The organism is Lysobacter sp. P5_B12, assembly GCF_056400425.1.
In genome coordinates this window covers 72,981-99,332 of sequence record NZ_JBFULG010000006.1, presented here as the reverse complement: position 1 = coordinate 99,332, position 26,352 = coordinate 72,981, and the positions used below count along the sequence as shown (strand labels likewise).

Genomic DNA, 26,352 nt, shown 5'->3' with positions numbered 1-26,352 from the left:
CCGCCGGCAATGTCGGCGCGTTCCCCCGTCCTCGAACTCTTCCATCCGGCCGTCGCGGCGTGGTTCGCGCGCGCGTTCCCGGGCCCCACGCAAGCGCAGATCCAGGCCTGGCCGTCGATCGAAGGCGGGCGCCACACGCTGGTCGCCGCGCCCACCGGTTCTGGCAAGACGCTGACCGCGTTCATGGCCGCGATCGATGCGCTCGTGCGCCAGGGCCTGTCGCCCGAAGGCCTGCCCGAAGCGACGCAGGTCGTCTACGTCTCGCCGCTCAAGGCCCTGTCCAACGACATCCACCTCAACCTCGAAGCGCCGCTGGAAGGCATCCGCGCGGAACTTGCGCGCATGGGCCTGCCCGACGTCGCCATCCGCACCGCGGTGCGTACCGGGGACACGACGCAGGGCGAGCGCGCGCGCATGCGCAAGACGCCGCCGCACATCCTGGTCACCACGCCCGAATCCTTGTTCGTGTTGCTCGGTTCGGATTCGGGCCGCGCGATGCTGGGCACGGCGCGCACGGTGATCGTCGACGAAATCCACGCCGTCGCCGCGAGCAAGCGCGGGAGCCATCTTGCACTCTCGCTCGAACGCCTCGACGCGCTTTGCGGCCGCCGCCTCACGCGCGTGGGTTTGTCCGCGACGCAGAAGCCCATCGAAGAAGTCGCCCGTTTCCTCGTCGGCGCAGGCCACGTCGATTCGGGCGTGGCCGATTGCGACATCGTCGACATCGGCTATGCGCGCGAACGCGACCTCGCACTCGAAGTGCCGCCCACGCCGCTGCAGGCGGTGATGTCGAACGAACAGTGGGAGCAGGTCTACGCGCGCATCGCCGAACTGGTCCGGCAACACAAGACGACACTGGTCTTCGTCAACACGCGGCGCATGGCCGAGCGCGCTGCGCGCCATCTCGGCGATCTGCTCGGCAAGGAGCACGTCGCCGCGCACCACGGTTCGCTCGCCAAGGAACTGCGCCTGGCCGCCGAACAACGCCTGAAGACCGGCCAGTTGCAAGTGCTCGTCGCGACCGCATCGCTGGAGCTGGGCATCGACATCGGCGATGTCGATCTGGTCGTGCAGCTCGGCTCGCCGCGCGCGATCGCGGCTTTCCTGCAACGCGTGGGACGTTCGGGCCACTTCGTGGGCGGCGTGCCGAAGGGCCGTCTGTTCCCGCAATCGCGCGACGACCTGGCCGAATGCGCGGCCTTGCTCGACTGCGTGCGTCGCGGCGAACTCGATGCGCTGCGCATGCCGCGTGCGCCGCTGGATGTCCTCGCGCAACAATTGGTCGCCGAAGTCTGCGCGCAGGAATGGGACGAGGACGGGTTGTTCGCGCTCGTGCGCAATGCCTGGCCGTATGCGCAGCTCGAGCGCAAGGGCTTCGACGACATCGTGCAGATGCTGGTCGAAGGCTTCACCACGCGCCGCGGCCACCGCGCGAGTTACCTGCATCGCGATGCCGTCCACAAGCGCCTGCGCGGGCGCGCGGGCGGAAAGCAGATTGCGGTGATGTCGGGCGGCACGATCCCCGACACCGGCGATTACGCCGTGCTGCTCGAACCGCAGTCGACCAACATCGGTACCGTCAACGAAGACTTCGCCATCGAAAGCCTGGCCGGCGACATCTTCCAGCTGGGCAACACGAGCTACCGCATCCTGCGCGTCGAGGCCGGCCGCCTGCGCGTGGAAGATGCGCAGGGGATGCCGCCGAGCATCCCGTTCTGGCTGGGCGAAGCGCCGGGGCGCACCGATGAACTCTCTGCCGGCGTCTCGCGCCTGCGCACGGCGTTGTCCGAGCGCGTCGAAGCATCGGAAGATCCGCTGGAATTGCTCACGCAGGACATCGGGCTGGACGAAGCCGCCGCGCGCCAGCTCGCCGATTACTTCGCGCGGCAGGTGACGGCGTTGGGCACGATGCCGACGCAACAGCGCATCGTGCTGGAGCGCTTCTTCGACGAATCCGGCGGCACGCAACTGATCGTGCATTCGCCCTTCGGCTCGCGCGTGAATCGCGCCTGGGGCCTGGCCTTGCGCAAGCGCTTCTGCCGCAAGTTCAACTTCGAACTGCAGGCGGCGGCGACCGAAGACGCGATCGTGCTCTCGCTCTCGACCAGCCACAGCTTCCCGCTGATCGAAGTGGCCTCCTACCTGCATCCGAATTCGGCGCTCGATATCCTCGTGCAGGCCTTGCTCGATGCGCCGCTGTTCGGCGTGCGCTGGCGCTGGAATGCGACCACGGGGCTCGCGCTACCGCGCTTCGTCGGCGGCAAGAAGGTCGCGCCGCAGTTGCAGCGCATGAAATCCGAGGATCTGCTCGCGACCGTGTTCCCCGACCAGGTCGCCTGCGCGGAAAACCTGGTCGGCGAACGCGAAGTGCCCGACCATCCGCTCGTCGCGCAGACCCTCGAGGACTGCCTGCACGATGCGATGGATGCAGAAGGTTGGCTGTCGGTGTTGCGCGGCATGGTTTCCGGCGACATCGAAGTCGTCGCGCGCGACCTGACCGCGCCATCGCCCTTCGCGGCCGAAGCGCTCAACGCGCGGCCGTATGCCTTCCTCGACGATGCGCCCCTGGAGGAACGCCGCACGCAGGCCGTCATGGCGCGTCGTTACGCCGAGGACGATGCGCCGGGCGATCTCGCGCGACTGGATCCCGACGCGATCGACGCGGTGCGCGCGCAGGCCTGGCCAGATGCGCGCAATGCCGACGAAATGCACGAAGCGCTCATGGGCATCGGCACCGTCACGCAGGCCGACGCAGACGCGAACGGATGGCTGCCCTTGCTGGAGTCGCTGGCGAAGGACAGTCGCGCAACACGCGCGGCGGTGGGCGAGGGGCAATGGTGGGCGGCCGAACGCTTGCCGCAACTCCAGGCTTTGCATCCGGGCGCGGCGCGCGCCCCGGACATCGCCACGCCGGAAGTCTATCTGCGCGAGTGGCCGCGCGAAGAAGCCGTCCTCGCGCTGGTGCGCGCGCGCCTGACCGGCGTCGGGCCGATCACCGCGGCCGCACTCGCCGCGACACTCGTAGTGCCGCGCAACGACGTCGACCTCGCCCTGGCCGCGCTCGAATCCGAAGGCTTCGCGATGCGCGGCCGTTTCAGTTCCGGCGAACAGGCGACGCAGGAAGACGAATGGTGCGAACGTCACCTGCTCGCGCGCATCCATCGCTACACCATCGGCCGCCTGCGTCGCGAGATCGAACCGGTCGAGCCGCGCGACTACATGCGCTTCCTGTTCGACTGGCAACGCGTCTGTCCGTCGGCGCGCGTCAGCGGGCCCGAAGCGCTCGCGGGCGTCGTCGCGCAACTGGAAGGCTTCGAAGCGCCTGCGGCCGCGTGGGAATCCGACCTGCTGCCCGCGCGCGTCAACGATTATTCGATCGCCTGGCTCGACGATCTGTGTACCGCCGGCCGCACGACCTGGGCGCGCTTGCGCAACGCGCCTTCCGACGCGCAGGGCGGCCGCACCGCGCCCGTTCGCGCCACGCCCATCGTGCTGCTGCCGCGCAGGCAACTCGCAACGTGGACGCAGGTCGCCGCACAACGCAACGACGAAGAGCCTGCGTTGTCCTCGCGCGCGGAGAAGGTCGCCGGTTACCTGCGCGAGAACGGCGCTTCCTTCTTCGACGAGCTCACCACCGGCGCGCACCTGCTGCGAACGGAGCTCGAAGATGCCCTCGCCGAACTCGTCGCGCGCGGCCGCGTGCACTGCGACAGCTTCGCGGGCCTGCGCGCACTACTGGTTCCGCAGGCCAAACGCCCGCATGCCTTCGGCGCACGTCGTGGGCGGCGTGCGGCGATGTTCGGGATCGAAGACGCCGGCCGCTGGACGCTGACCCGCAAGCCATCGCAAGCACTGGCCGTCGAACCCGAATCGGTCGAACACATCGCGCGCACGCTGCTGCGCCGTTATGGCGTGGCGTGCTGGCGCCTGCTCGAACGCGAAGCGGCGTGGCTACCGCCCTGGCGCGAGTTGCTGCGCGTGTACCACCGCCTGGAAGCCCGCGGCGAAATCCGCGGCGGGCGCTTCATCGCCGGTCTGTCGGGCGAACAGTTCGCATTGCCCGACGCGATCGGCGCACTGCGCGCGGTGCGCAAGCGTCCGCACGATGGGGCGCTGGTGAGCCTGTCCGCGCTCGATCCGCTCAATCTCGTCGGCACGGTGCTGGTCGGCGACAAGGTGCCGCGCCAGCTCGGTGCGCGCGTGTTGTATCGAGACGGCATCGCGGTCGCGACCTGGATCGCCGGCAAGCTGGCCTTCCACGTCGAGACCACGCTCGACGAACAACGCGCCTGGCGTCGCGCGCTGCTGCGCGAGCCCGAACCGGTGTTCCATCCGGCCTGACGCATCACGCGGCCGCGGTGACGCGGACCGGCATCTCCTTGTACAGCGGCGTGCGGGTTTCGGCCGAAGACACGCTCGCGGCGATCAGGCCGCTCGCTTCGGGGTAATAGGCCGCGCAACATCCGGGCGGAATCTCCCACGCCCGCGCGGTGAACCCTTCGACGCGTCGTTCGTGTCCGTCGTCGACCAGGCATTCGATGTCGACGCGATCGCCGTCGCGCAGCCCGCGGCGGGCGAGGTCGTCGGCGTTGAGGAACACGACGCGCCGGTCGCCTTCGATGCCGCGATATCGGTCGTCGCTGCTGTACACGGTGGTGTTGAATTGATCGTGCGCGCGCATTGTCATCAGCGTCAGCGCCGCGTCGCCGTGGGCCAGGCGCGCCTGTTGGACAGGTGTGTCGTCGCGCAACGCATGCGCCATGAAGCGTGCCTTGCCATTGGCCGTATTCCATTGCCGATGCGCGGCAGCGTTGGGCAGCATGAAGCGCCCATCCTGCAGCAAGCGATCGTTGTAGCGTTCGAAGCCGTCGGTCACGCCGTGCTGGCAGCGTTCGATGCGATCGCGGATCGCGGCATAGTCGTCGGCGAATTCGTGCCAGGGGACGTTCGGCGCACAGCCGATCGCCTGCGCCAGTTGCGCGACGATCGCCGGTTCGCTGCGCTGCAGTTCGCTGATCGGCGCCTGCACGCCGCGCGAGGCGCGCACGGTGCTCGCCGAATCCTCGGTGGAAATGCACTGCTCGCCGCCGGGGCGCAGGTCGCGGTCGGTGCGGCCGAGCGTCGGCAGCAACAGGCCGATTTCCCCGGGATGGCAGTGCGTGCGATTGAGCTTGGTCGCGATGTGCAGCGTGAAGCGGCAACGTTCCAGTGCAGCAAGCACGCGCGGTGCATCGGGCGCGGCGACGCCGAAGTTGCCGCCGAGCGAGAGTACGCCGCGCACGCTACCGTCGAACAAGCCGTCGATCACGCCGGCCGCATCGCGTCCGGCATCGCGGCACAGCGTCACGCCGGGGAAGGTGTGTTCGATGTTGTCGAGCCACGCGTCGGTGACCTGCGAGGTCGCCCCCATCGTGCGGTCGCCCTGCACGTTGGAATGCCCGCGGACCGGCATCGCACCGGCGCCCGGTCGCCCGATGTTCCCGCGCAACAACAGCAGGTTGACGACCTGCTGGATCGTCGCGACCGCATCGGGATGATGGGTCAGCCCCATGCACCAGGTGATCATCGTGGAGTTCGCGCGTGCGTAATGCGCCGCGATCTCGCGCATCTGCGCTTCGGGCAGTCCCGAACGCGCGACGAGCGTCGGCCAGTCGCAGGCGTCGAGGTCCGCGATCAGTGCGTCGAAGCCTTCGGTGTGTCGTGCGATGAAAGCAGCGTCGAACACCGTGCCCGGCGCCGCGCGTTCGGATTCCAGCAGCGCCTTCATCACGCCCTTGAGCGCCGCGAAGTCGCCGCCGATGGTGACTTGGTAGATCGCATCGGCCACCGCGATGCCCTTGTCGCGCGCGAGCTCGCCCAGGTTCTTCGGATCGGAGAAATGCGTGAACCCGCGTTCGCGCAGGGGATTGACGGCGAGGATCGTGGCGCCGCGCTTCTTCGCTTCGTACAGCGCGGCCATCATGCGCGGATGGTTGCTGGCCGGATTCTGGCCCATGACGATGAACAACTCGGCGTGTTCGAAATCCTCCAGCGTGCAGGTCCCCTTGCCGGTCCCGATGCTCTGCTTCAGCGCATGGCCCGAGGGTTCGTGGCAGAAGTTCGACGAATCGGGAAGGTTGGGGCTGCCGTAACCGCGCGCGGCGAGTTGCCACAAGAACGCCGCCTCGTTGCTGCTGCGCCCCGACGCGTAGAAGGCCACCGATTGCGGCGGCAAGGCCCGCAGCTCACGCGCGGCGATGGCGTAGGCCTGTTCCCAATCGATCGCGCGGAAGGTGCCCACGCTCGCGTCGTACAGCACCGGCGTGGTGAGCCGGCCCTGGAACTCCAGGTCGAAATCGCCCAGCGCCCGCAGCTGCGCGGGCGTCTTGCCGTCGAAGAACGCCGCGCCCACCGCCTTGCGCGTCATCTCCCACGCGATCGCCTTCTGGCCCTGCTCGCAACTGTCGACGAGCGGATGGCCCACGGTGTCGGGGAAGGCGCAGCCCGGGCAGTCGAAGCCGCCCACCTTGTTGGCGCTGAGGAAGGAACCGACGAGTTTCAGCGCGATGCCCTGGCGCGACCAGGCGCGCACGGTGGCGCGCAGGGCGCCGCGGCCGCCCGCGGGAGAAGGTTTTCTGGAGGTCATGGCGACGGTTTACCGCCTGCAGAGCCATTCCTGCAAGCGGATGCCCCGTAAGCGGCGGTATTGCATTCGCTGAAAGGTGAATGCGCTTTCGTGAACGGTCTTTCACTTGGTTGTTACACAGCAGTGCGCACATTGCGCGCCATCCCCCGCGTAACCCAGGTCCGCCCCCCATGGTCATCCACCTCCATGCCGCCCCGTGCGACATCGACGAAGTCACCTCCGCGCGCGCCCGAGCCCTGGGCGAATTGGCGACGGGGTTCTATCCCGACATGACCTGGCAGAAGGTCGAACCGCAGATGGCGAGCGACTGGTCGCGCGTGCGCGGTGATTCGCAACTGGGCTGGAACGAAGTGCGCGAAGAAGCGCATTCGGCCTGGCAAGTCGCGAAGCTGAGCAAGGATGTGTGCTGCTGCGACGACAAGCCGGTGCGGGTGCAGTCGGCGGCCTGATCGCCGCGCCACACGGATGCAAAAGGAAAGGGCCGCATTGCGGCCCTTTCGCTTGCTGACCGATCGCGTCGAAAGGATCAACCGCCCGCGGCGGTCTTCTCCGTCGGCTTGGCTTCGCCTTCCGGCTTCTTCGAATCATCCGCCGCACCGTCCAGGCCGCGACGCTTCAGCAGCGGACCGATCTCCGGACCATGGCCGGCGAAGTCCTTGAACAACACCAGCGCATCCTTGCTGCCGCCGCGCGAGAGCAGCGTGTCGCGGAAGTGATCGCCGTTGGCGCGCGTCAGGCCACCGTGCTGCTTGAACCATTCCACCGAGTCGGCATCGAGCACTTCCGACCAGATGTAGGCGTAATAGCCGGCCGAGTAGCCGCCCATGATGTGGCTGAAGTACGGCGTCTTGTAACGCGGCGGCACCGCGGCGAAGTCCACGCCGTCCTTCTTCAGCGCGGCGGCTTCGAAGGCCATCACGCCCGAAGCGGGCGGCACCTGGTCGGGGGTGATCTGGTGCCACTTCTGGTCGAGCAGCGCGGCGCCCAGGTACTCGGTGGTGGTGAAGCCCTGGTTGAACTTGCCCGCGGCCAGCACCTTGTCGAGCAGTTCCTTCGGCATCGGCTTGCCGGTCTGGTAATGCTTGGCGTAGTTCGGCAGCACCGTCGGCCAGTCGGCCCACATCTCGTTGACCTGCGAGGGGTATTCGACGAAGTCGCGCGGCACGCTGGTGCCGGTGAAGTAGGGGTACTTCACGTTCGAGAACATGCCGTGCAGCGCATGGCCGAACTCATGGAACATCGTGGTCACTTCATCCCACGTCAGCAGCGTGGGCTGGCCCGCCGGCGGCTTGGTGATGTTGAGGTGGTTGGCGACGACCGGGAGGAAACCGGTGAGCGCGGACTGGTCGACGTAGGAATTCATCCACGCGCCGCCCTGCTTGGAATCGCGGGCGTACATGTCGGAGATGAAGATGGCCAGCTGCTTGCCGTCCTTGTCGAACACGTCGAACACGCGCACGTCCGGCTCGTACACCGGCAGGTCCTTGCGTTCCTTGAACGTCAGGCCGTATTCCTCGTGCGCGGCGTAGAAGACGCCGTTCTGCTGCACGTTGTCGAGTTCCAGGTACGGCTTGAGTTCGTTCTCGTCGAACGCGAACTTCTCCTTGCGCACCTTCTCCGAATAGAAGGACCAATCCCATGGTTCCAGCTTGAAGGTCGGCTGGCCCTTGGCCTTCTGTTCCTTGTCGATCATCGCCTGCAGGTCGGCGGCTTCGCGCTTGGCGTTGGCCACTGCCGGCGGGGCGAGCTTGGCGAGCATGTCGTTGACGGCCTGCGGCGTCTTCGCGGTTTCGTCTTCGAGCACGAACGCGGCCCAGTTCGGATAGCCGAGCAACTGCGCCTTCTGCGCGCGCAGCTTGACGACCTTCGAAATGATCGCGGTGGTGTCGAACTCGCCGCCGTCGCCGCGCGCCATCGAGGCGCGATACAGCTTCTCGCGCAACGCGCGATTGGTCAGCTGCGCGGCCGGGGGCTGGCCGGTGGTGTTGAGGATGGTCAGGACGTACTTGCCATCGAGCTTGCGCGCCTTGGCCACGTCGGCCGCCGCGTCGATCTGCGCATCGGACAGGCCGTCGAGTTCGGCGCGCGTGTCGACCACGACCGCGGCGGCGTTGCGGCCGGCGATCAGCTTCTGGTCGAACTGCGTGCCCAGCGTGGCGAGCTCGCCGTTGATGTCCTTGAGCTTGGTCTTGTCCGCTTCGCTCAGCTTGGCGCCGGCGCGGACGAAGTCGGTGTAGTAACGCTCGACCAGGCGCGTCTGCTGCGCGTCAAGGCCCAGCGAGGCGCGACGGTCGTAGAGCGACTGGATGCGCGCGAACAGCTTGGGGTTCAGGCGGATGGTGTCGCGGTGCGCGGCGAAGATGGGCGAATACTTCTCGTCGATCTGCTCGCGCGCGTCGTTCTTGTCGGCGCCCAGCAGGTTGTAGAAGACGGTGGCGGCGCGCGTGAGCGTGCGGCCGTTCTTTTCCATCGCCAGGATGGTGTTGTCGAAGGTCGGCTCGGCCTTGTCGTTGGCGATGCGCTCGATTTCGGCGAGCTCTTCCTTCATGCCCTGGTCGAAGGCCGGGGCGAAGTCGGTGTCCTTGATCTTCGCGAAGTCGGGGTAGTGCAGGGGCAGCGTGCTGTCGGCGAAGAACGGATTGGAGGCGGGGTTCTGCACGGCGGATCCTTGGGTCTGCGCGGCCGCGGCGGGCGCATACGTCAAAGCAGGCGTGCCTGCGGCGAGGGCGAGCGCCAGGGCGCAGGCGAGCGGGTGCTTCATTGGGAGGGTTCTCGGCGGACGGAACTGCCGAATTTACCCGAGCCCGGTGCAGGCTACGCATGACGAAAGCCATGTTCGGTGAATGCGGCCGTTTCCGCCCGGCCCGGCGCCGGTTCACATGCGCCCGACCGCCGCGTCGCAACAATCCGAATTCCCCTTTCCAACGGAGCGCCCCCATGAGCAACGTCACCACGGTGATGACCGCCAATCCCGCGTCCGCCAGCCCCGAGACGCCCCTGCGCGACGTGGCGCGCCTGATGATCGAGAACGACTGCGGCCAGATCCCCGTCGTCGACACCCAGGGCGCGCTGGTGGGCGTGGTCACCGACCGCGACATCGCCGTGCGCATCGTGGCCGAAGGCCGCGACACCATGGGCGCGACCGCCTCCGATGCGATGAGCGCCCCGGTCAAGAGCGTGCGCGAAGACAGCACCCTCAAGGACGCGACCGCGCTGATGGAGTCCTCGCAGATCCGCCGCGTGCCGGTGGTCGATGCCAAGGGCAAGCTCACCGGCATCGTGTCGCTGGCCGACATCGCGCTGGCCGGCAAGGATGGCCAGACCGCCAAGGTCGTCAAGGAAGTCTCCGAACCCTCCGGCAAGCACTGAGCTATATTCCGGGGCGACTCTCCCCGTCGCCCCGGATGGCAACATGACCACTGCATTCGACTTCACCGCGCAGGACATCGACGGCCAGGACAAATCGCTCGCCGACTGGCGCGGCAAGGTGCTGCTGATCGTCAACGTCGCGTCCAAGTGCGGGTTCACGCCGCAGTACACGGGCCTGGAAAAACTGTGGAAGGACTACGCCGACCGCGGGCTGGTGGTGCTCGGCTTCCCGTGCGACCAGTTCGGCCACCAGGAACCCGGCGATGAATCGGAAATCAAGAATTTCTGCTCGCTGACCTACGACGTCGACTTCCCCCTGTTCGCGAAGATCGACGTCAACGGTGCCCAGGCCCATCCCCTCTACAAGTGGTTGAAGGAAGAGAAGGGCGGGTTCCTGGGCATCGACGCCATCAAGTGGAACTTCACGAAGTTTTTGGTCGGCCGCGACGGCAAGGTGCGCAAGCGTTACGCACCGACCGATACGCCCGAGTCGCTGGCCAAGGACATCGAAGCCGCCCTGGCCTGACGGCGCTTGATCCCGAACAGCGGGCGCAGCACCGGCACGCGACGGATTACCGCGAACAACAGCGCACAACCGGCGACGGTGCCGATCAACACGAGCGCCGGTTCGACGATCGGGCCAAGGTGCATCGGCACGAGCACGAAGGCGATGCCGACGATCAGGCTCTGGTGCAGCACGTACCACGGGTAGACCGCTTCGTTCGCCCAAGGCAGCCACGCGAAGGGACGGTCGAGGTAGGTGCGGCCGTAACCGAGGATCGCGCAGAGCATCCACCAGATGTAGAGGCTGCGCAGGATCCAGATCGCCGCCTGCAGCGTGTCGGACACTTGTTCGGGCAGCACGTAGACGCACGCGGCATAGAAGCCGAACAAGGCGACCGCGCTGATCAGTGCACGGCGGCGCAGGCGCGCGAGCTCGGCCCACACCGCCTCGTTCGTGCCCAGCCACCATCCGTAGAGGAACATCGTGAAGTACACGCTGTGGCGGTACCAGTCGTGCACGAGGTCGCCGGTGTCTTCGAAATGCGGTTGCAGCAGCAGGGTGAACAACGCGATCGGCAGCGCCGGAACGATCAGCAGCCAGATCCCCCGCAACTTCGTGAGCGGATTGGGCAGGCGGCGCAGCAGGGGCAGCAGCAGCGCGAAGACCAGCGTGTAGGTCCACAGGTACGCGAGGTACCACAGGTGGTTCCAGGTGAAGCCATGCTCCCAGCCTGCGAACGCGCCTTCGGGCCAGGTCGTGTGGCCGTAATAGCGCACTAGGAAGTCCAGGAAGCCCGGTGCCACGAGCCCGTTCGACACGCCTTCGACGTAGGGTTGGATCGGCACCACGACCCACATGCCGAAGACCAGCGGCAGCAACAGGCGCCAGGTCCTCAGCGCGACGAAGCGGCCGATGCGCGTGTCGCGCAGGAGGAAATGCACCGACAGCCCCGAGATCAGGAAGATCAGGTCCATGCGCCAGCGGTTGACCGCGAGCATCGGCAACTGGATCGCTTCGGTGGTGTAGGTCGACTTGATGTGCCAGCCCCAGTCGCCACCCACGTAGAGCATCGCCCAGTGGTAGAGGATGAGCATGCCGAATGCGATGGCGCGCAGGGCGTCGATGTCGTGGCGTCGCGTGGTGGACATGGCGATGGTCCGGTGGTTGGGATGGCCCACCCTCGATGCGCCGTGGTGCGAAAGACAGCGCCAAGTGATTGATTCGCCGATCCCGGGGACGAATCGCGGAAGGCAGGGACGAACCGGTTCCGCCCACGCGCGTCCCTCCGCCACAATGCGCGGCATGTCGATGCGTCCATCCCGATGAGCCCCACCGCGTGGGACCGCTTCCGCCCTTGGCGCCGCACCTTCGAGGTCGGCTTCTGGGTCGTGATGTATTGCCTCAACGCGGCCGCCAACAGCGCGGTGACCTGGCTCGACATCCAGCGGGCGCACCTGGGCTTCCATGCCTGGGAACCGGCGGTGTGGGAATGGTCGAGCGCGGTCGTGTGCCTGGCCCTCGTGCCGGCCGTGGCCTGGTTCACGCGCATCAATCCCGTGCGCTTCGACACCTGGCGCCGCGCGCTGCCGCTGCACCTTCTCGGGAGCGTGGCCTGGTCGATCGCCCACGTCGCGGGGATGGTCGCCATCCGCAAGCTGGTCTACGCCGGGCAGGGCGAGCACTACGACTTCGGCCCGGTCCTGCGCGAATGGGGCTACGAATATCTGAAGGACGTGCGTAGCTACGCGTCCCTGGTGGTGACGATGGAGGCGTGGCGCTGGTTCCTGCGCCGCTGGCAGGGCGAGGCGAGCGTGTTGTCGCAGCCCGACGACGCGCCGGCGCCCGTGCTCGCCGAACGCCCGGAACGCTTCCTCGTCCGCAAGCTCGGCAAGGAATTCCTGATCGCCGCCAACGATGTCGAAGCACTGCAGGCCTCCGGCAACTACGTGAACCTGCGCGTGCGCGGCCACGAATATCCGTTGCGCAGCACGATGGCGACGATCGAACAACAACTCGACCCGGCCCGCTTCGTGCGCGTGCACCGCAGCCACATGGTGAACCTGGATTGCATCGCGCAGATCGAGCCGCTGGAGACGGGCGATGCGCGCGTCGTCCTGCGCGACGGCACGATCGTGCCGTGCAGCCGCCGTTATCGCGACGCCCTGCGCCCGGCGAACGCCTAGGCTTCGGACACCTGCATGCGGTCGCGGCCCGCGGCCTTCGCTTCGTAGAGCGCGAGGTCCGCGCGGCGCATGTGCTGGCCCATGCTTTCGGCCGGGATGCGGTGCGCGACGCCCGCACTGACGGTGACGCCCGTGTCGTGCGCCGCTTCCTGGAATTCGCGACGCACGCGTTGCACGAAGCCTTCGACCGATTCGGGCGCCTGGTCGATCAGCAGCACGACGAACTCCTCGCCGCCCAGGCGCGCACACAGGCAACGCTCGCCCGCGCGCTCGCGCAGGATCTGGCCGAGTTGTTGGATGACGCGGTCGCCGGTGGCGTGGCCGAAGGTGTCGTTGACGCGTTTGAAATGATCGATGTCGAGGAACACCACGCTCGCGCGGCGCCCGCGCTTGATCGCATCGTCGTAGGCATCGCCGGCTTCGCGGTTCCAGCCGGCGCGATTGCGCAGGCCGGTAAGTTCGTCGGTGGTGGCCTGTTCGCGCAACTTCTGGCGGATGCGGTAGGCGCCGACGGCGAAATCGGTGCGATAGCCGCCGAGCATGATGCCGAAGCCGATCGACACGGCCAGCGTCAGCCAATACAGCGCCGCGCCGGCAGGCGGATTGCCGTGCAGGCCCACGCGCAACGCGGCGATCGCGAGCATGGCCGCGGAAATGGCCAGGATCGAAACGCGCCGCGCCATCAGCGCGAGCAACGCGATCGGCATCAACTGGAACAGGCCCGTGCGGCCGGACAGGAGGGTGCCGACACCGGGCATCGGCACGGACAGGAAGATCCCGACCAGCAACACGCTCAGCACCGTGAGCAGCAGGCGCGGGCGCCAATCGTTGAGATGCCAGATCGCGATCGCGCAGGCCGCGGCCGTGAGCGCGACCAGTTCCACCGCCCACCAGGGCCAGCCGATGTCCGGCGTGATGCCGGCGAATTCGAACATGCCGGTGAGCGCCAGGATCGTCGCGCCGCTGGCGACCACGCCACTGACGATCGGGCGCGTGGATTGCACCTGCGCTTCGATGACCTTGTCGCGCTCGGCTTGCGTCAGCGCGCGCAGCGAGCGGCGCGTGAAAAAGCGGGCGATCGAAAGCGGCGGCGCATGGAGCACGTCGGGAAGGGGTTGGGGAGCGGCTTTCCGCGTCGTGGCCATCCACGAAAACGGTAACCCACCGGCGATTGCTTGCGGTCAAGAACAAGTGAACGCGTCGTAGCCGACCTTCTGCGGGCACGTGCGGCGTTTCGCCTTGTCGCACCACGGCGCGAACGCGCGAGATGGACGCTCCTCGAATGCACGGAGCGACCATGGAACGGCGCGTCTTCGCCTGGTTGGTGTGTCTGTTGTTGTGCTGCGTCGCGTCGCCGGCATCGGCGCGCTTCGTGTCGGTCGATCCGGTGCCCGCCACCGGATCGCGTTACGCCTACGCCGATGGTGACCCTGCCTCGCGCGTGGATCCGGACGGACGTCAATCCATTGCATGGGTGGCCGCGCATGGTCCGGAACCGCCGCAAGGCCACTCTGCCGCGGCGATGGCGCGCGCGCATCGCGAGGGCCAGTTCGGCGGCTTGCGCCTGCTGGCCAACCTGTTCGTCTCGCAATTCCAGGACGGCCCCGGCGCCTTCGCCGCCAGCCCGGCCAACCTCATCCGTGGCATCCGCGCCGAGGCCCGCATCCTTGCCGCGCTGGGCGAGACGAAGAACACGCGCCCGGTGATCACGCAACACGGCCGCACGATTCCCGATTTCGAGAACGCCACGCAGGTGGGCGAAATCAAGGATGCCAAGCGCGTGGCGATGTCGGCGCAACTGCGCGCGCAACTGGAGCATGCACAAGCCACCGGTCGCGCGCATGTCGTGGTCACCGGCACACGCACGCATGTCACCGCGACCGTCGAAGACGCGAGCACCGTCATCCGGCGCGACGACCTGGGGCCGCAACCATGACGCCCGAATGCGACCTGCTGCGCGATGAACTGCTGGCCTTCGCGCGCACGATGCTCGACCGCTTCGGCGAGTTCCAGCCCTTCGGCGGTTACCTCGTGGCGCCCGATCGCCTGGTGCACGTCGGATTCGGTCCTGCAACGCGCATGGACCCGCCGTGCCAACACGCATTGGCGAATCAAGTCGCCGAGATCGACCCTGCCGCGGTGGCGCATGCCCTCGTGTTCGACATCCACCTGCACGTGCCACGCGACGGCATGGACACCGCGATCCGCTTGCACCTCTCGCACGTCGGCGGTCGATGCATGGACTTGTTCATTCCGTATCGCGCGCGCAAGGCCACGCCGACGCTCTATGGCACCGCCTTCGTGCTCGAAGGCACGTCGATCGGCTTCCCGCGGCGGTGAGGGATGCTACTTCTCGACGAAGGCCCGCTCGAACACGTACTCGCCCGGCACGCCGATGCGCGGGGCGGCGGTGAATCCGCGGCCATCGAACAGCGCGCGGAAGTCGGCCAGCATCTGCGGGCTGCCGCACACCATCGCGCGGTCGTGCGCGGGGTCCAGCGGTGCAAGGCCGAGGTGCTCCATCATCCGGCCGCTGTCCATCAGCTCGGTCAGGCGCCCGCGTTGATCCTTCCCGTCGACGGCGAAGGCCTCGCGCGACACCGCCGGGTAATACAGCAATTGCGCGCGCACCTGTTCGCCCAGGAATTCGTGCTGCGGCAATTCGTTGACGATGTAGTCGCGATACGCGAGGTCGGCTGCGTTGCGCACGCCATGGCAGAGGACCACGCGTTCGAAGCGTTCGTACGTCGCCGGGTCCTTGATCACCGCCAGCCACGGCGCGAAGCCGGTGCCGGTGCCGAGCAGATACAGGTTGCGGCCCGGGTGCAGGTCGTGGATCAGCAGCGTGCCCGTGGGCTTGCGGCCGATCAGCACCGTGTCGCCGGGGCGGATGTGCTGCAGGCGCGAGGTCAGTGGGCCATCGGCCACCTTGATGCTGAAGAACTCGAGCTGCTCTTCCCAGTTCGCGCTGGCGACCGAGTACGCGCGCAGCAGCGGGCGGGTGGATCCATCCGGTTGTTCCACCGGCAAGCCGATCATGACGAACTGGCCGTTCTCGAACCGGAAGCCGTCGTCGCGCGTGGTGGTGAAACTGAAATAGGCGTCCGTCCAGTGACGGACATCGAGCACGGTTTCGGTGCCGAAGGGGGAGGACATTTGCGGGGGAGGGTGGAGCGTGGGGGTTCGAATTCTAGTGCCTCACCGCGTTCCGCGCTCCTCCTTCGGCCGTGCCTTGTGGTCGCGCCGGAACGAGCTCCACACCAGCAGCAGCCCGAGCACCGTACCCAGCAGGAACAACACCAGCGCCAACGCGGGGTAACCGAACAGGCGCGCCCCCGCCGTGTCCACCCGCATCAGCATCGCCGAGGCCAGGATCAGCGCGGCGGTGATCACGCCGGCGGTGATGCGGTTGGCGATCTTCTGCAGGTTTTCCATCAGTTGCGAATCATCCAGCCCGCCCAGGTGCACGATCAGCCGGTTCTCCGAAATCAGTGACAGGATGTCGGAGATCTTGCGCGGCGATTCGCGCAACAGCGATTGCACTTCCAGCACTTCGCCGGCGATGTTGGCCGGCGAGAACGACTGCCGCATCCGCTCGCGCATCACGTGCTGAATGTGGTCCTCGGTGATCCGCTTCACGTCCAGGTTCGGTTGCAGCGCGAAGGCCACCTGTTCCAGGTTCAGCAGCGTCTTGCCCAGCAGGCTCAGCTCCGGCGGTGTGCGGAGGTTGCAGGCCGTCGATATGCGCACCAGTTCGATCACCAGCCGGCCTTCGGACATCGATTGCGAACCGGCATGCGCCGCGTAGCGCGCGACGAGTTGGCCGATCTCGCGCTGGAAGCGTTCGTGTTCGAAGTCCTCCAGCCGCGTGCCCATCGCGATGGCTTCGCTCGCGACTTCCTCGCCGCGCCCGTCGACCGCGCCGAACAACAGCTTGAGCAATCGCTCGCGTTGCCTGGGCGGCACGTGCGCGATCATGCCCAGGTCGAACAGGCCCAGGCGCCCGTCTTCGGTCACCAGCATGTTGCCCGCGTGCGGATCGGCGTGGATCTCGCCGTGCACGAACATCTGGTCGAGGTAACCCTGCATGAGCGCCTTGCCCAGCAGGCCCATGTCCTGTTCGGTGCGCCGCACGCCGGAAATCGCGGTCACCTTGACGCCGCGCACCAGGTCCATCGTCAGCACGCGCACCGAGCACAGGTCGCGCACGGGCTGCGGCACGAACAGTTCCGGATAGCCCTCGAAGTGCTCGGAGAAGCGTTCGAGGTTGTCGGCTTCGACGCGGTAATCCAGTTCTGCGAACAAGGCCTTGCGGAACTCGTGCACCCAGTCGGCGAAGCGCAGGCGCCGGCCGATGTCGGTGATGCGGTCGGCCTTGTCGGCGAAGGAGGCGATGGTGTCCAGGTCCATGCGCACCTGTTCGGCGACGAAGGGCCGCTGGATCTTCACCGCGACCTCGCGCCCGTCGCGCAACACCGCGCGATGCACCTGCGCGAGCGACGCGCTGCCGATCGGCGTTTCGTCGACCGATGCGAACACCTTGTTCATGCGCACGCCGATCTCGCTCTCGAACACCGCGCGCACGATTTCGAAGGGCACGGGCGAGACTTCGTCCTGCATGCGTTGCAGCGCGGTGATGTAGGCGGGCGGCACCATGTCCGGCCGCGTCGAGAGGGCCTGGCCGATCTTGATGAAGGTCGGGCCGAGGGCTTCGAGGTCGTCGACGAATTGTTCGGCGTTGCCTGCGCCTGGTTCCAGCGTGTCCATGCTGGCCGCCGCGCTGTCGAGGTCGATGCCGGTGAAGACGCCTGCGCCGCGGTATTTCAGCAGGAAGGCGATGATCTGCGCGCTGCGGGCCAGGCTCACGGGGGTATGTCCATTCATGTGGACCAGCCTAGTCGCGGGGGCGTCAACGGCGTTTCACCGTGCGTGGGGCGGGCGAACCGCTAGCATTCGGGGGATGCGCACCTTGTGGACCTCGGGCATTCGACTCGCGAGTGGGCGGTGTTCGTCGGGATGCTCGATGCGGCGGGCGTTCGCACGTTGGTCGATGTGCGGCGGTTCGCGGGGTCTCGGCGGAATCCGCAGTTTTCGGGGCAGGCGATGGTCAGGTCGCTGCCGGAGGCGGGGATCGCTTACGTACCGATGGTCGATCTCGGCGGGCGGCGCGCGCCGGCGCCGGATTCGCCGAATACGCGGTGGCGGAATGCGAGTTTCCGCGGGTATGCCGATTACATGGACACGTTGGGGTATCGGGATGCGCGTGTTGCGTTGGCCAGGCTGGCGAGCGCGTCACCGACTGCGGTGATGTGTGCGGAGGCGATGTGGTGGCAGTGCCATCGTGGGTTGATTTCGGATGACTTCAAGGCGGATGGGTGGGAAGTGGTGCACCTGGTGTCGCCTGGGCGCAGCGAGGAGCATCCGTATACGGGGGCGGCGTTGATCGTCGATGGTCGGTTGCGTTATGCCGAGCCTTCGAATGGCGCGTTGTTTTGAGGTTGCGGTGGGGAAGCCCGCTCGAAACCGATTGGCGCGCCGCTCCGAGGGTCGCCACGCTCTCTGAATCGATGGCAACGGCCATCGGACCGCCGATCTCCCGGGTCGCGGCAATTGGCAGAATTGCCCGGAGCCTGCCGCGTTCACGCGGCAGTCACCCCTCGGGAATCGAACGGAGACGATCGTCGTGAAGATCAATCGTGCGTGCTGGATCGCGTTGGCGCTGGGCTGCGTATCGTTGGGGGCCCAGGCGCAGCAGCGCCCGACCTCCGACATCCTGTGGCGCCACACCACCACTGGCGGCAGCATCATCTGGAAAGGCGGCATCAACACGCAGACCAAGGCCGTCGCGGCCGTGACCAGCTTCGATTGGCAGATCGTCGGCGTCGGCGTGTCGCGCTTCAACGCCGTCAACAGCGTGCTCTGGCGCAACGTCAAGGATGGCCGAAACGTCGGTTGGGGGTCGGCGCAGAACGACGCGTCCTACAACCTGCCCACGCTCGAGAAGACCACCTGGGTGCTCGCGGGTACCGGTCGCTTCGATACCAACACCGGTTTGTTCGATGTGCTGTGGCGCGATTCGGCCACCGGTCAGAACGTGATCTGGCGGCATGGCGTCAATCGCTATTCGCCGCTCGCCACGTCGAATCCCGAATGGAAGGTCGCGGGTGTCGGCGATTTCGACGGCGACGGCTACGACGACGTGCTGTGGCGCAACTCGCGGACCGGCGGCAACACGATCTGGAAGCGTGCGAATTCCGCAACGCCGCTGGTGGTGTCTGCCATGCCCTTGCTCACCTGGCAGGTCGCGGGCGTGGGCGATTTCGACGCCAACGGGAGCGACGACATTCTCTGGCGCAACACGTCGACGGGTCTCAACGTGATCTGGCCCGCCGGCCGTTCGCAGGCCGCGATCGCGTTGCCGGCGATGGCGGTGAGCTGGAAGGTCGCCGGCATCGGCGATTTCGAGGGCGACGGAAAGTCGGATGTGCTGTGGCGCGACAGCGCCACGGGCCGCAACGTGGAATGGCCGTCGGGGAATGGCGCTGCGCCGAAGAATCTTGCGACGGTTGCGGACCAGCGATGGGTGGTTGCCGCGATCGGTGACTTCGAGCTCAATCCGTTCTGACCGACGATGTTGGGAAGGCGGGTCCCAGTCATTCCATCGCCTGGTCCCGCCATCCCGTGACAAGCGGTCACCCAGTGACCGCTATCGGCCAGAAGCGGACATTCATTTCTACTGATAGGCGAGTTCAAGGGTTACACGACGGCAAGCAGCATCTACGTCAACGTGGAACGATTTCCCGCCCCCACCAGGAGGTCGCCTTCGAACGTTGTCGGACTCATGCAAGACTGCGAACCCTCGTCCGCCATCGTCGGCGCTCTCCGCTCTGATCGTGTAGCTGTCTCGCGCCCATCCCCGGGTTTTCGTTACGTATCCCGCTACCAGCTCGATGCAGGAATCAACTTCGGAACGGCGCTTGTCCTGGCCTTGACTGCTGCTGCAGGCGATTCCCGTCAACAGCAATGGGCCAACCACACCGATTGCCAACAGAGACTTGCTCGCCATCTGATTCCTCCTGCGCCTCTTCTGCTGAGCTGAGTGTGTCACGGCAACAGGAATGTCCGCTTTGGGTCGAAAGCGGTCATTGTGGACTGCTATCGGCAGCGGACACGGGGTCAAGTCGAGTGCAGGAAGCTTAGACCGACCTGGCATTTCGACCATCCTTCGGTCTTCTCACTGACGAAGCAACCTAACGCGAGCGCCCGCGCGTAAATGGTTTCAAGGTGTTCGCAGGGTTTCGGGCATGGAGGCTGGTGTCCGAGCGTAACTCGCCAGAGTTTAGCGGGCCGATGTCCGCTATCGGCCAAAAGCGGACATTGGAACTACCACTTCCCGTTCCGGGGTCAAGGCCCCATGATCGAACCAACGAACGATTCGTAAAGCGTTGGTGCGGATGCTGCGCCCGCACTCAGGTCCACGGCTGCGGGGATCGCCTCGGAATTTCCGCCCGGTGCGATGCCGACCACGTTGTTCGGCGTACCAACGCCTGCGTACACTATTTCGACGGCGCCATCCGCATGTAGCACGATTTGGAACGTGTTCTGGTCACTCAGGCCCGTTTCCCAAGTCGGCACATCGAGCCAGGTAACGACGAGCCGATCAGCCGCTACGCGCGCGTACACCCCGCCGGCTATGTTCGGCCCCAGGTCGACCAAGAGCGCTGCAACTCTGGGGGGCCCGGAAACAAGACGTGCCACGTCACGCGCACCGCTGTCGGGATCGCCCGCTCCGAACGTCAGGTTGCCGTCGGTGTTGACCCAAACGGAGGAATACGCCTGCCCTTCAAACACGAAGCCGAATGGCAAAGTGATTTCGACCGTGTCGTCGTCTTCGGGGAACGGCACCGGCGGACCACCGGAGAAATCCAGGCGTGCACCGACATCCGGATCCATTGCTCCAGCGCCCGCGGCGACCTGATAGCCCGCGGACGCCGGTGTAAATCGCAACGTGCTCGCAGAACCCGTCAGGTCGAACGGATTCAGCGGAACAAGCAACTGCTGATAGGTGGGCGGAACACCGTTGGAGAGCTGAAACGCCGCGTTGCTGCCAACGATCTGTACCTTATTGGTGTCGCCCGGCACCGGATCGATGAAACGAAACGCAGGAGCAGGCCCGCCATATGTGGAATTGCGCACGGACACACTCGCGCGATTGCCTGCATCCGTTCCCGCGCGCGCATCGGCGAACAGGGACCAGGCATGCATCGCGTCGCCACCTTCGAAATGGTCCGAGGACAGCGTCACGCGCAACTCGTTGCGGGCCACCGGCGGCAGCGTGCTGTCCGGATTCTCACGCCATGCGCCAACGCCGATCACACCGGTTTCGTTACCGCGAAACGTGTCCCGCGAGGAGTCGAGGGCGAGCTGATTGCCGATGCTGCCGGAGAACGCGGCATTGTTGGTGCCCGCGGTGGATTCGATCCCCCAGTTATTGTATTCGAAGAGATTTCCGCTCGAACGCAGGTCGATGGAACCGCCGTCCGTCCCCAACGAATTGCGGGAGTGCACGCCCATGAGATTGCCGATGAAGTGGTTTGCGGTCACCGTCGCACGCAAGCTGGGACCCCGGAGTTTGTCCCTCTGATCGGTGAGCCCGTTGACGAGCGCGAGGCCCAGCAAGCTGCCGCGGGAAATATTGTTGCGGAACACGAAACTCGATGCCGCATCGCGCATGCGACATCCCATGTCGTGGAACGCGGCGCCGCCCCACGCGACGTAGCCACCGTCAAGCATCGAGTTGTTGATTTCGGCGACGTATCCGCCGCTCGGAAGGTAGGCCGAATGCGCAGGACCCGCCGCGAACTGGGACTGCCCTGCGAGGATGGTGACGCGCGAGATCGTGGTGCGATCGCGATAGAGGACGACGGTCGAGAGAACGGGCGCATTGACGTAACCCAATCCCATGCAGTCGAGCTCTAACTGGCCGGTTGGCGACACGGGTTCGTTCGGCGCGACCTGCGTTCCATCAATCACGGTCTTGCCCGAGATCACCGGATCGTCATCGAACGTGGCGTCCCAGACGCCATCATGATCGCTGTCGGCGTAACTGTTCGATCCGACAAGCTTCATTCCTGGTTGGAGCATGAGGCTGCCTCCGCGGGGCCGTGCGCCCGACGGTCCTGTGGGGGTGAGCACATACGTGCCCGGTGAGAGCACGATGGTCTTGTTCGTATTCGCCGGATTGCCGACGACCTCATACAAGCGCTCGACATCGCCGCCCGGAATGCTGATGCTCTGCGCCCACGCTTGACCGGGCGCTGCTGCGCCTAGCGCCGAAGACGCAAATACCGCCGCAATTGTCCAGCCCGTTGTCCTGTGCGACATGGCCTTTTCCCGGGGCGGTTGCTGATTGCGAACGCGCCGATACTCGGCAAGCGGCCATATTTGCAGACACCCGTTCGGGTTCCTGAGTCCTAAGCGATCCAACCAATCGCGCGCGCGTGCCGCGCGCGGTCGACCTGCTCGCGAAGGGCGCGCTGAAGTCATCCCCCGGCTTCCCGCACGGCATGCTGACCACCCACGCGGACGTCCTCAACCCCGACCGCAATGGTGCGCGCTGCGATCGTGTGTTTTGCGGTGTCGTGCATGGCGCTCGCGGCTGCCGTCGCATTCGGGAACGGCTGAACCGTGAAATGTCGAAATGTCCGCTTTGGGTCGAAAGCGGTCACTCAGCAAGGCGACGCCCAACGACGTTCACCAGTGTCCGCTTTCGGCCAGAAGCGGACAGCGACTTCCGCCTAGGCGCGAGCTCACCTTCCTCGGGGTCTACATGTCGCCAATCCGGAACGTCGCGAATTGCTTCGTCGACGTAGCGCTCCCTTGTTACGGATCGCACAAACTGGCGCGCCTGTCTCAGGAGCTGGATGCCTTGACCCCGCACGCACTCCATGAAACCGTCTCGCTCATCGCTAAGACATTACGTGGTGAGGAGTGTGCATGCTCAAACTAGGGATGGTGCCAGCCAGCAAAATTCAGGCTACTTCGGCGCTCAAGAGGACGATACTAATCGGCGCCCCTTTTTGTGTTGCCGTATTCGTAATTGCCAACCCTCACGGATTGTTGGGTGGGTACTTTTTCTTGCTGGGGCTTGCTGTGCTCTGGCCCTTGTATTTTGTGGCGAAAGCTCTATCGATTTTCTCTGATCCTACGCCGATCAAATGGGCCATTGCTATTGCGGCCCAGTTCGCATGGACCTTTGTCTTCTTTTACTGCTTTGGTCTGGCTGTGGATCGAATTGGAAACCGTAGACATCGTCGTAGCTAGGCGCGTTGTCTGATTGCCCAAAGCAGATCTCTGCATCGACCTGTATTCACTACGCTTTATCGACCTTGGCCCACTCGGGCAGCCCATCGACGGTGCAGTGGGTGAGTTGTGCTTGCGAGAGTTGATCGATCTTCTTGTCCGCAGCCACTACACCTAAAAGGTTGAGCCGATGTCTCCAGGCCATGGCCAACTCCGTTTCGGACGGCGCGCCGATCGGTTCCGAGCGGGCTTCACCTCCGAGGCCGTCAACCCCGTCGCCACACAAGGCAGCGATTGTTCGCCGGCATCGCCACGTCCTCGACGGCATGCAGCCCGGCCTGCGCGGCGAGAGCTTGCACCGCCTCGACATCGCGGATCCCGGAGCGAGGATCGCGCGCTTTCAGCCATCCATCGAACTCGCGGTTGCTCTCGCTGGTGTACGTGCCGCCCGCGTTGAACGGCCCGTACACGACGAGCACCCCGCCAGCGCCGAGCACCCGCCCGACCCCCGCGAAAAACCCCTCGACCCCGGGCCAGCCGACGATGTGCAGGATGTTCGCGCTGAACACCGCGTCGTATGGGCCCGTCGGCCACGACCCGCACACATCGAGCGCGAGCGGCGGCGGCGTGTTGGGCAGCCCGGCTTCATCCAGCCACATCTGGATCCCTGGCAATTGAGACGCCAGATCCGCGCACTGCCAGGTCAACCATGGCAGCGCGGCGGCGAAATACACGGCGTGCTGCCCGGTCCCACTGCCCACTTCGAGCACGCTGCGGCGATCGGCGAACTGCGTCCGCAGCACCGCGAGGATCGGATCACGATTTCGCTCGCAGGCGGGCGCGAAAGGCTTGGCATCCATGTCGACAGCATGCCGCATCCAGTCGGCGCCCGCTCGCGCGGCCGCTTTTCGCTTTCGCGAAAACGATCGGCGACCTGCAAAGCTTGCTTTGCAGCCCCCAACGACCGCTCGAGCGAAAGCCCACTGATCGAAGCGACCCGAAAGGTGATGCCCCAGCGTGGGGAGTTTCAAATTTTTTTCCCAAAAAAATTTGGAACTTCACACGTTCGGGCGGCGCGCCAATCGGTTTCGAGCGGGCTTGACCGAAGCAGCTCCGCCGGACCCTCTCCCCAACCGGCGGGGAGAGGGGCACGCACTCGTCACTCCCGAGCAATCTTCTCCCGCATCGGCATCCGCCCAGGCCACCCACCGGCCAGCGCCCGATACAACGCCACCACACTCACTGCACTCCGCGTGCGCGCATCGGCGAACGCATCCTGCGCCTGCAACTGCACCCGCTCGGCATCGAGCACCTCGAACAAATCGACCGCACCCGCCTCATAACGCACCCGAGCCAACCGCGCCGCATTCGCACTATCGAGCGCCGCCTGCTCACGATGCCCGTCTTCGACGCGCGCCCGATTCTGGCGAATCAACGCATTCTCCGTGTCCTCCAACGCCAGCAACACCGTCTGCCGATACCGCGCCAACTCGCCCTCGGCATTCGCATCCGCCGCCGCGATGCGCGAACGCACACGACCGACATCGAGGAACGACCAATCGATCCCGAGCGCGACGACCCGCGTTTCACTGTCGCGTTCGAACAGATTCCCCGCATCGATCGACTGACTGCCGATCAACCCGCCAAGCGTGAAGCGCGGAAACAGATCCGCAGTCGCCACACCGATACGCGCCGTCGACGCATGCAGCCGCTCTTCCGCAGCGGCCACATCGGGACGACGACGCACGATGTCACCCGGCGTCCCCGCATCGATCTGCTCCGGCAAAGCGGGTAGCGGCGCCGGCTGATCGAGTTGCGCGATCAACGCCTCAGGCACCCGCCCGGTGAGCACCGCGATGCGATGCTCGGCGAACGCGACCTGTGCTTCAAGTTGCGGAACGATGGCAAGCGTGCTTTCCAATTGCGAACGCGCACGCGACGTATCGAACTCGGTCCCGCGGCCGGCATCCATGCGCGCCTGCACGATGCGCAGCGTGCCTTGCTGGTTCTCCGCGTTCTCGCGCGCGACGCGCAGGCGTTCCTGCAGACCGCGCAGTTCGAAATAACTGCGCGCCACGTCGCCCACGATCGCGACCTGCATCGCCGCCAGATCATTCGCACCGGCTTCCGCCCCCGCGCGACTGGCTTCGACATTGCGGCGCACGCGGCCCCACAGGTCGAGTTCCCAGCCAGCGACGACGCCGACATCGTAGGAATCCACGTCGTCGCGGCCTTCGCGCGACACGCCCGGCGCCTGGTCCGCGCTGAGCCGCGAACGGCTGGCGTTGGCCTGCGCGGTGATGGTCGGGATCTGGTCGAACTTCGCGTTGCGCAACAAGGCATTGGCCTGGTCGTAACGCGACAACGCGATGCGCAGGTCGTGGTTGGCGGAGAGGGCTTCCTCGACGAGCGCGGTGAGTTGCGCATCGTCGAAGCGTTCCCAGAAAGCGTCGTCGGCGGGCGCGGCGACGGCAGTCGACTCCGCGCGCGCGAACGTCGCCGGTTCCACCGCGGTCGGCCGCACGTAATCGGGGCCGACCGCACAGGCCGCGAGGACCGCCGTCGCCAGCACGGTCATCGCGAGACGGAGTCTCACCATGGGAGCGTCTCCTCGAAATGCACGAACCCGCCGGTCGGGCCATCGGCGTCGAGCAGGGCCATCCGCACGCTGGTGCGCGCCCCGTCGGCGACGTCGAGATCGCCCGCCGAATTCATGTCGGTCTTCACCGAACCCGGATGCACCGCGTTGACCTTGATCCCCGTGTCCTTCAACTCGTGCGCGAGTTGCACGGTCCACGCATTCACCGCGCTCTTGGACACGTTGTAGGCGGGAATCTTGATGTCGTAGATCGGCGAGGCGGGGTCGTTGTTCGCACCGACCGAGCCCAGGAGGCTGGAGACATTGACGATGCGCGCGGCCGGCGCCTGCTTCAGCAACGGCAGGAAGGCCTGCGTGGTGGCGACCACGCCGAACACGTTCGTATCGAAGGTCTCGCGCCACGTGGCCAGCGACTGTTCCGAGGGCTTGCGCTGCCAATCGTCGCGCAGCACGCCGGCGTTGTTCACCAGGATGTCGAGGCGTCCGTGGCGGCGCGTCACTTCCTGCGCGGCCTGCGCGATGCTGTCGTCGTTGGCGACGTCGATCGCGATCGCTTCGACCTGCAGGCCTTCGGCCTGCAGCGTCAACGCCGCGGCGACGGCCTTTTCGCGATCGCGGCCGCCGAGCAACACGTGGATGCCGGCGTTGGCGAGCTGCCGGACGGTTTCCAGGCCGATGCCACGCGTGGCGCCGGTGACGAGCGCGACCTTGTCGCTGTTGCGGGTGGTGGGGGCAATGGCGGTCATGTGCATATCTCCGTAGGGGAGGA

General features: G+C 66.2%; 20 protein-coding genes. 10 read left to right on the top strand and 10 right to left on the bottom strand.

Going from position 1 to position 26,352, the window contains the following annotated elements; translation table 11 throughout:
- Positions 1 to 9 precede the first annotated feature (9 nt).
- Positions 10 to 4,341 (top strand): DEAD/DEAH box helicase, encoded by a 4,332-nt coding sequence (locus tag AC1DOM_RS11075; RefSeq protein ID WP_498963219.1) that lies wholly within the window; start codon positions 10 to 12, stop codon positions 4,339 to 4,341.
- Positions 4,342 to 4,345: 4 nt separating this feature from the next.
- Here AC1DOM_RS11075 and AC1DOM_RS11070 read toward each other — a convergent pair whose 3' ends face one another.
- On the bottom strand, positions 4,346 to 6,625 hold the full coding sequence (locus AC1DOM_RS11070) for an FdhF/YdeP family oxidoreductase (protein ID WP_498963217.1): 2,280 nt from the start codon (positions 6,623 to 6,625) through the stop codon (positions 4,346 to 4,348).
- Between the two features lie 170 nt (positions 6,626 to 6,795).
- On the opposite strand from AC1DOM_RS11070, the gene AC1DOM_RS11065 reads away from it, so the two are divergent.
- Entirely contained in the window at positions 6,796 to 7,074 is a 279-nt protein-coding gene (locus tag AC1DOM_RS11065; RefSeq protein ID WP_498963215.1) for a hypothetical protein, read from the top strand.
- A gap of 77 nt (positions 7,075 to 7,151) precedes the next feature.
- Here AC1DOM_RS11065 and AC1DOM_RS11060 read toward each other — a convergent pair whose 3' ends face one another.
- The gene (locus tag AC1DOM_RS11060) at positions 7,152 to 9,386 is read right to left on the bottom strand and encodes a M3 family metallopeptidase (protein ID WP_498963213.1); all 2,235 of its coding nucleotides are present in this window, start codon (positions 9,384 to 9,386) and stop codon (positions 7,152 to 7,154) included.
- A gap of 176 nt (positions 9,387 to 9,562) precedes the next feature.
- Here AC1DOM_RS11060 and AC1DOM_RS11055 point away from each other — a divergent pair, with 176 nt between their 5' ends.
- Positions 9,563 to 9,994 carry a CBS domain-containing protein gene (locus AC1DOM_RS11055; RefSeq protein WP_498963211.1) on the top strand — a complete coding sequence of 144 codons (432 nt, stop codon included), beginning with the start codon at positions 9,563 to 9,565 and terminating at the stop codon, positions 9,992 to 9,994.
- A 43-nt stretch (positions 9,995 to 10,037) separates the two neighbouring features.
- On the top strand, positions 10,038 to 10,520 hold the full coding sequence (locus AC1DOM_RS11050) for a glutathione peroxidase (protein ID WP_498963209.1): 483 nt from the start codon (positions 10,038 to 10,040) through the stop codon (positions 10,518 to 10,520).
- Here the strand turns inward: AC1DOM_RS11050 and AC1DOM_RS11045 are convergent.
- The gene (locus AC1DOM_RS11045) at positions 10,460 to 11,647 is read right to left on the bottom strand and encodes an acyltransferase family protein (protein WP_498963207.1); all 1,188 of its coding nucleotides are present in this window, start codon (positions 11,645 to 11,647) and stop codon (positions 10,460 to 10,462) included. The two genes, AC1DOM_RS11050 and AC1DOM_RS11045, sit on opposite strands and share 61 nt — an antisense overlap.
- Before the next feature lie 174 nt (positions 11,648 to 11,821).
- Between AC1DOM_RS11045 and AC1DOM_RS11040 the strand changes: the two genes are divergently transcribed.
- Positions 11,822 to 12,682, top strand: coding sequence for a LytTR family DNA-binding domain-containing protein (locus AC1DOM_RS11040; protein ID WP_498963205.1), 861 nt, complete (start codon positions 11,822 to 11,824; stop codon positions 12,680 to 12,682).
- Here AC1DOM_RS11040 and AC1DOM_RS11035 read toward each other — a convergent pair.
- Positions 12,679 to 13,827: a GGDEF domain-containing protein gene (locus AC1DOM_RS11035; protein WP_498963203.1), complete on the bottom strand. Its 1,149-nt coding sequence runs from the start codon at positions 13,825 to 13,827 to the stop codon at positions 12,679 to 12,681. The two genes, AC1DOM_RS11040 and AC1DOM_RS11035, sit on opposite strands and share 4 nt — an antisense overlap.
- A gap of 152 nt (positions 13,828 to 13,979) precedes the next feature.
- On the opposite strand from AC1DOM_RS11035, the gene AC1DOM_RS11030 reads away from it, so the two are divergent.
- On the top strand, positions 13,980 to 14,618 hold the full coding sequence (locus AC1DOM_RS11030; RefSeq protein ID WP_498963201.1) for a putative toxin: 639 nt from the start codon (positions 13,980 to 13,982) through the stop codon (positions 14,616 to 14,618).
- Positions 14,615 to 15,022, top strand: a complete 408-nt coding sequence (locus AC1DOM_RS11025) for a hypothetical protein (RefSeq protein ID WP_498963199.1) — start codon at positions 14,615 to 14,617, stop codon at positions 15,020 to 15,022. Before AC1DOM_RS11030 ends, AC1DOM_RS11025 begins: the two co-directional genes overlap by 4 nt.
- Positions 15,023 to 15,028: 6 nt before the next feature.
- Here AC1DOM_RS11025 and AC1DOM_RS11020 read toward each other — a convergent pair whose 3' ends face one another.
- Both AC1DOM_RS11020 and AC1DOM_RS11015 read right to left on the bottom strand, forming a co-directional pair.
- The gene (locus tag AC1DOM_RS11020; protein WP_498963197.1) at positions 15,029 to 15,838 is read right to left on the bottom strand and encodes a ferredoxin--NADP reductase; all 810 of its coding nucleotides are present in this window, start codon (positions 15,836 to 15,838) and stop codon (positions 15,029 to 15,031) included.
- Between the two features lie 42 nt (positions 15,839 to 15,880).
- Positions 15,881 to 17,566 (bottom strand): ABC1 kinase family protein, encoded by a 1,686-nt coding sequence (locus AC1DOM_RS11015; protein WP_498963194.1) that lies wholly within the window; start codon positions 17,564 to 17,566, stop codon positions 15,881 to 15,883.
- 120 nt (positions 17,567 to 17,686) lie between these two features.
- On the opposite strand from AC1DOM_RS11015, the gene AC1DOM_RS11010 reads away from it, so the two are divergent.
- Both AC1DOM_RS11010 and AC1DOM_RS11005 read left to right on the top strand, forming a co-directional pair.
- Positions 17,687 to 18,178, top strand: a complete 492-nt coding sequence (locus tag AC1DOM_RS11010; protein ID WP_498963192.1) for a DUF488 domain-containing protein — start codon at positions 17,687 to 17,689, stop codon at positions 18,176 to 18,178.
- A 187-nt stretch (positions 18,179 to 18,365) separates the two neighbouring features.
- On the top strand, positions 18,366 to 19,307 hold the full coding sequence (locus AC1DOM_RS11005; RefSeq protein ID WP_498963190.1) for an FG-GAP repeat domain-containing protein: 942 nt from the start codon (positions 18,366 to 18,368) through the stop codon (positions 19,305 to 19,307).
- Between the two features lie 779 nt (positions 19,308 to 20,086).
- Here AC1DOM_RS11005 and AC1DOM_RS11000 read toward each other — a convergent pair.
- Entirely contained in the window at positions 20,087 to 22,066 is a 1,980-nt protein-coding gene (locus tag AC1DOM_RS11000) for a hypothetical protein (RefSeq protein ID WP_498963188.1), read from the bottom strand.
- A 612-nt stretch (positions 22,067 to 22,678) separates the two neighbouring features.
- Here AC1DOM_RS11000 and AC1DOM_RS10995 point away from each other — a divergent pair.
- Positions 22,679 to 23,005: a hypothetical protein gene (locus AC1DOM_RS10995; RefSeq protein WP_498963186.1), complete on the top strand. Its 327-nt coding sequence runs from the start codon at positions 22,679 to 22,681 to the stop codon at positions 23,003 to 23,005.
- A gap of 245 nt (positions 23,006 to 23,250) precedes the next feature.
- Here AC1DOM_RS10995 and AC1DOM_RS10990 read toward each other — a convergent pair whose 3' ends face one another.
- From AC1DOM_RS10990 to AC1DOM_RS10980, 3 genes are all read right to left on the bottom strand, one after another.
- Complete coding sequence (locus AC1DOM_RS10990; RefSeq protein WP_498963184.1) at positions 23,251 to 23,844, bottom strand: DUF938 domain-containing protein; 594 nt, start codon at positions 23,842 to 23,844, stop codon at positions 23,251 to 23,253.
- A gap of 299 nt (positions 23,845 to 24,143) precedes the next feature.
- Positions 24,144 to 25,583, bottom strand: a complete 1,440-nt coding sequence (locus AC1DOM_RS10985; RefSeq protein WP_498963182.1) for an efflux transporter outer membrane subunit — start codon at positions 25,581 to 25,583, stop codon at positions 24,144 to 24,146.
- Positions 25,577 to 26,329: an SDR family oxidoreductase gene (locus AC1DOM_RS10980; RefSeq protein ID WP_498963180.1), complete on the bottom strand. Its 753-nt coding sequence runs from the start codon at positions 26,327 to 26,329 to the stop codon at positions 25,577 to 25,579. Before AC1DOM_RS10980 ends, AC1DOM_RS10985 begins: the two co-directional genes overlap by 7 nt.
- Positions 26,330 to 26,352: the final 23 nt, after the last annotated feature.